General features: G+C 40.7%; 3 protein-coding genes. 2 read left to right on the top strand and 1 reads right to left on the bottom strand.

The window, feature by feature from the left end; genetic code table 11:
• Positions 1-368: 368 nt before the first annotated feature.
• The gene (gene bglX, locus QZY09_RS17525; RefSeq protein ID WP_295674478.1) at positions 369-2,669 is read right to left on the bottom strand and encodes a beta-glucosidase BglX; all 2,301 of its coding nucleotides are present in this window, start codon (positions 2,667-2,669) and stop codon (positions 369-371) included.
• A gap of 199 nt (positions 2,670-2,868) precedes the next feature.
• Between bglX and QZY09_RS17520 the strand changes: the two genes are divergently transcribed.
• Positions 2,869-3,630: an NUDIX domain-containing protein gene (locus QZY09_RS17520; protein WP_295674477.1), complete on the top strand. Its 762-nt coding sequence runs from the start codon at positions 2,869-2,871 to the stop codon at positions 3,628-3,630.
• Positions 3,631-3,711: 81 nt separating this feature from the next.
• Positions 3,712-5,577, top strand: a complete 1,866-nt coding sequence (locus tag QZY09_RS17515) for a M1 family metallopeptidase (protein WP_295674475.1) — start codon at positions 3,712-3,714, stop codon at positions 5,575-5,577.
• The last annotated feature ends 161 nt before the right edge of the window (positions 5,578-5,738 follow it).

The following is a 5,738-nucleotide window of genomic DNA, read 5'->3' as shown; positions in this document are numbered from 1 at the left end:
CAAAGTAATAATATTATTAAAAAAAAGGCAATGTAATAATGTTGTTATATAAGCGAATGAACGGCCCAAAAAAGCTGCCAGACGCTAATTTGCAGTAAAGATGACATTTGTGCCCTGATTTTTTAATTATAATATACCCCTGTAAAACCGACCCTGGCTGAAATATCAGGATGCAAAAAATTCATCATTTATTTATAAAAATGTCATTTTAACAATTATTATTAGCTTATGCCGGTTTTTTTTAATATTTTACTCGCTTTTTTAAAAAATTTGCATAAAAAATTACGCTGTTATATTCTTTTAATAAATAAAAAGGCCAGCAGGTTTAAACCTGCTGGCCTTAAAATAACGGCGCGGTAAACTTCTTTTTATTTAAGCCATTGTACCGAAGCTGAATGGGTATCAGACGAGTTAGTCCCTATTTGTACAATAAACTGGCCAGGTTCCCAATCGTATACTAATTGGTCATTATAAAATTTAAGCGCATCTGTAGTAATATCAAATGTTAGCATCCGGCTTTCACCGGGTTGCAGGGAAATTTTTTGATAGCCTTTTAATTCTTTTACAGAGCGGCTTATACTTGCCACAGGATCGCTTATATACAACTGTACTACTTCTTCACCCGCATATTTGCCGGTATTGGTTACTTTTACTGTTGCCTTTAAAGTTTCGTTACCCTTTAGTTTGGTCTTGTTCAATTTTACGTCGCCATAATTAAAAGTAGTATAACTAAGCCCGTAACCGAATGGGAATAATGGATCGTTTGAAATATCAATATAATCCGATTTGAATTTGGCAGGCGCTGCCGGGTCAAAAGGTCTTCCTGTGTTTTTGTGGTTATAATATATAGGTATTTGCCCAACGCTTTGCGGGAATGTTGCTGTAATTTTTCCGGCAGGGTTATAGTTGCCAAACAGCACATCAGCAATAGCATTCCCGGCTTCGGTACCAGGCGCCCAGGCATCCAAAATTGCGTCTGCATGTTTATTTTCCCAAACCAGGGTAAGCGGCCGACCATTAAACAGCACGATAACCAATGGTTTACCGGTTTGAACCAATGCTCTTAGGAGGTCGCGTTGGCTTTCAGGGATATTTATATCTGATCTGCTGGAAGATTCGCCCGACATATTTGCTGACTCGCCAACTACTGCAACAACCACAGCCGCTTTTTTAGCAGTTTCCACAGCCTCATCTATCATTTGCTGGGGGCTGCGACTGTCTTTGTCCTGTTTCATACCAAAGAAAAACGAACGGGCATTTAAAAGAGAATCATCAGTTATGTTTGATCCCTTTGCATATAATACATTAACATCATTGCCTGCAACATTTTTTATCCCCTCACGCACGCTTATTGATTTTTTTGGATCACCCGCAACAACCCAGGTACCCAGCATTTCTGAATGATTGTCGGCCAGGGGCCCTACCAATGCTATAGTACCCGATTTTTTTAGTGGCAGCGTTTGATTGTTGTTTTTTAATAGAACAAAAGAGTGTTCAGCAATTTTTCTTGAAAATGCCCGGTTCTCCGGGGTAAGCACATCTCTATCTTCTCTTGTCGGGTCTATCGATTTATAAGGGTTATTAAATAAACCAAGTTTGTATTTCGCCTCCAGCACCCGGCGGCATGCCAGGTCAATTTCTTGTTGCGTAACTTTCCCTTCTTTTAATGAATTCTTAAGTGTGGTTAGAAACCCTTCGCCTACCATATCCATATCCAGGCCAGCTTTCAACGCCAATGCCGATACAGTTTGCAGGTCACCCAAACCATGATTGGTTAATTCGTTTACCGCTGTATAGTCTGAAACTACAAAACCTTTAAATCCCCATTGATCGCGCAGCAGTTTGGTAAGCAGCCAGTGATTCCCGGTTGCCGGCACTCCGTTAATGGTATTGAACGAACTCATGAAACTCCCTGCCCCGGCATCAACAGCAGCCTTATAGGGCGGAAGGTAATCCTGGTACATTTTTATCAGGCTCATATCAACAGTATTGTATTCGCGTCCGGCTTCGGCACCCCCATATAAAGCAAAGTGTTTCACACATGCCATTACCGCGTCAGCGTTCATCATGCTGCTGCCCTGGTAACCCTTTACCATCGCTTTTGCAATTTGCGAGCCCAGCCAGGGGTCTTCACCAGCGCCTTCAGAGATCCTTCCCCAACGCGGGTCGCGGGCGATATCAACCATTGGCGAAAAAACCCAGTTTAAACCTTCAGCAGTAGCTTCTTTTGCTGCAATATGCGCCGATTGTTCGATTAGCGCCATATCCCACGTAGCAGATACGCCTAAGGGTATAGGAAAAACAGTTTCATGCCCGTGAATCACGTCAAGTCCAAAAATCATCGGGATATGCAGCCTGGAGTTTTTTACGGCGATATCCTGAACTTCTTTTACCTTATCAGCACCCCAGATGCCAAACATCCCGCCGATATTTCCTTTTTTAATACTTTCCTCAATTCCTTTATTAACTACAGATCCCGTCGTAGGCACGCCACCTGTAACTAAATTTAACTGGCCGATCTTTTCGTCCAACGTCATCCGGCTCATCAGACCGCTGACAAAGGCATTCATTTTAGGGTCATCTCCCTTTTTTTGCGCCAAAGCATTATAAAATGGGAGCGTCAATAAAAAAAGCAGAAGCGCTTTAACCGATGAAAATAGTTTTTTCATTTTTGGTGATTGTTAATAAACACTAATAAATTGCATTAAATTAATAAACAGGAAGGCACCCATTGCAATTTATTGGTATCATACGATTGAATAATAATGATTATAATTGGCCTTACGATAAAAAAAATCATAGTGTATTAATGACACAATTGTAATATTATAATTTAAATAATCAAAGTATTTTTGTAGAATAGCCAAAATGTTAACCAAAAAAGGACTTAAAGAGTTTTGCGCTGATGCCCGCGAAAATTATTTACCGCACATATCTATTGATTGTGTGGTATTTGGCTTTCATGAGGGCATCATGAAAGTACTGGTATTAAAGGTTCAAAATGAAGATGAGTGGTACCTGCCAGGCGGATTTATGCTGAAAAATGAGCCTATTGAAATGGCTGCCAACCGGATACTAAAGGAGCGTACCACCCTCGATAAGATTTTTTTGCAACAGTTTAATGTATTTGGCGACCCGGAACGATCAAAGGAGCATTTTGATATGTATAAAGATATGCTTCCGGCAAAAGAGAATTGGTTTTCGAACCGGTTTTTAACAATTGGCTATTACGCATTAGTTGATTTTTTTGAAACGAACCCTAACCCCGACCAATTTGCAGAATCGTGCGAATGGCGCGGGCTTGATGATCTGCCTGATTTTAAATTGGACCATGCGCTGATATTAAAAACCGCGCTGGATACTTTAAGGCTTCAGCTAAATTACCAGCCGATAGGTTATAACCTGATGCCAAAAGAATTTACCATGCCTGAGTTACAAAAGCTTTATGAAGCTATCCTTGACAAAAAACTCGACAGGAGAAACTTCCAGCGGCGCATGCTTGGCTTTGGTATTTTAACCCGGTCAGACGAACCGCGAAAAGGCGGTGCACATAAGGCCCCTTACCTTTATTCTTTCGACCTTGAAAATTACGAGGCTGCGTTGAAAGAAGGTTTTAAAGGTGGATGGTGATTTTTTTATTTCGAATTTCGCATTTTCGATTTTGAAATTATGTTGGATTTGATATTTCTATTAAACAAAAGATCTACATTGATGATACCCCGTATTAAATTATTAATGGTTGCCGTTTTCGCAGGCATAAATTGTTATTCACAAACCACATTGCCGGTACCCATAAATATCCAGGCTTCGTATTCAAAAGGCACAAGGGCTGTTAGCGGCGAACCCGGCAAAAATTACTGGCAAAACCATGCTGATTATACGCTTAAAATAAATTTTGAACCACATAGCCGTTTACTGAATGGCACCGTATCGATTGATTATATAAATAACAGCCCTGATACTTTAAAAGAAGTTGATTTTAAGCTTTATCCCAATTTATATAAAAAAGGATCTGTTCGTAACATGCCGGTATTACCAATTGATGTGGGAGATGGTGTCCGGATAAAACAATTGAGTATCAATCATCAAAAGCAGGATGAAAAGCAATGGATCATTGACGGAACAAATATGACTGTAAAAACGCCTGCCATTTTACCCGGGCAATTCATACATTTCGACATTGCATATGCTTATACACTCAACAAAACATCGCATATACGTACCGGGCAGGTAGATAGCGGTGCTTTCTTTATCGCCTATTTTTTCCCAAGGATTGCTGTTTACGATGATATTGACGGGTGGAACCAGCAGCATTACCAGGGTACACAAGAGTTTTATAATGACTTTTGCCATTTTAATGCCGAGATCACTGTTCCTGGCAACTATGAAGTTTGGGCCACCGGCAATTTGAAAAACGCTGATGAGGTTTTAAAGGATAAATTTGCCAAAAGATTAACAGAAGCTGCGAAGGATGATAAGGTCACTGATATTTTTACTGAAGGTGACCTGAAAGCGGGCAACATTACCACCAATAAAATAGCCAATACGTGGAAGTTTGAGGCCGACAGCGTTACCGATGTTGCATTTGCCATCAGCAACCACTATCTATGGAAATCAAGCAGCCTTGTGGTTGACCCTGCAACAGGCAGGCGCACGAGGGTTGACGCGGTTTTTAACCAGCATCATGAAGATTATTTTGAGGTGATCAATTATGCACGGAAAACGGTGGAGGCCATGAGTTACCGGTTCCCCAAGTGGCCCTACCCCTACCCGCACGAAACTGTTTTTGACGGGCTCGACCAGATGGAATACCCGATGATGGTTAATGATAACCCTGAAACAAAAGCAGAAGACGGTATTGAACTTACGGATCATGAGATCTTTCATACGATGTTCCCTTTTTACATGGGTGTAAATGAAACCAAATATGCCTGGATGGATGAAGGTTGGGCAACCATTGGCGAATGGCTGATCAGTCCGATGATTGATCCAAAGGTTACGGATACCTTTGCTATTGAAGGGTATGAAAACAATGCCGGCACCGAAAGCGATCCGCCGATAATCACTTTAAGTACATTACTTGAAGGCGTGGCTTACGAAACCAATTCGTATCCTAAACCCGGCCTTGGATATCTTTATCTAAAGGATATGCTTGGAGATGAGGTTTTCACCAAAGCTCTACATCACTACATCAGCGTTTGGCATAGCAAACACCCCATGCCTTATGACTTTTTTAATTGTATAAATGAAGGTGCGGGCGAAAATTTAAATTGGTTTTGGAAAAGCTGGTTTTTTGATAATGGCGTGCCTGACCTGGCCATAGGTAATGTTCAAATAACTGACAGCCATTATACTGTTACTATAAATAATATTGGCAAAAAACCTGTACCGGTAGACCTGACTGCAACCTATACCGACGGCAGCACCTATCATATGCATCAAAGTATCGCCTGCTGGAAAGATGGCAATACCGCATTCACGCTAAATTTTACAGCTAATAAAAAAATACAAAAACTTGTACTGGGCGGAGATTTTGACGCCGATGTAAATAAGGCAAATAACCTATGGCGTCAATAACGCAACACAAGCGTAATTAAAGAGGCCGTATCAAAATTCGAATGATGCGGCTTTTTATTTTACAGTAAATAAACCAACTTGCAGTAGCATTTTAATGCTGATTTCGGAGAACGAGCATTGTTGAATGAAAACTATCGAAAAGGGTCTCTTTTAAGCCGCTT

Origin of the sequence: uncultured Mucilaginibacter sp. (genome assembly GCF_903913935.1) — a bacterium.
Lineage (GTDB): Bacteria > Bacteroidota > Bacteroidia > Sphingobacteriales > Sphingobacteriaceae > Mucilaginibacter.
Note: the sequence above shows the minus strand (reverse complement) of the source record. Positions and strands in the feature narration are given on the sequence as shown.

Coding starts and splice junctions, on each gene's coding strand:
- bglX (WP_295674478.1), bottom strand. CDS start 2,669: ATGAAAAAACTATTTTCATCGGTTAAAGCGCTTCTGCTTTTTTTATTG.
- QZY09_RS17520 (WP_295674477.1), top strand. CDS start 2,869: ATGTTAACCAAAAAAGGACTTAAAGAGTTTTGCGCTGATGCCCGCGAA.
- QZY09_RS17515 (WP_295674475.1), top strand. CDS start 3,712: ATGATACCCCGTATTAAATTATTAATGGTTGCCGTTTTCGCAGGCATA.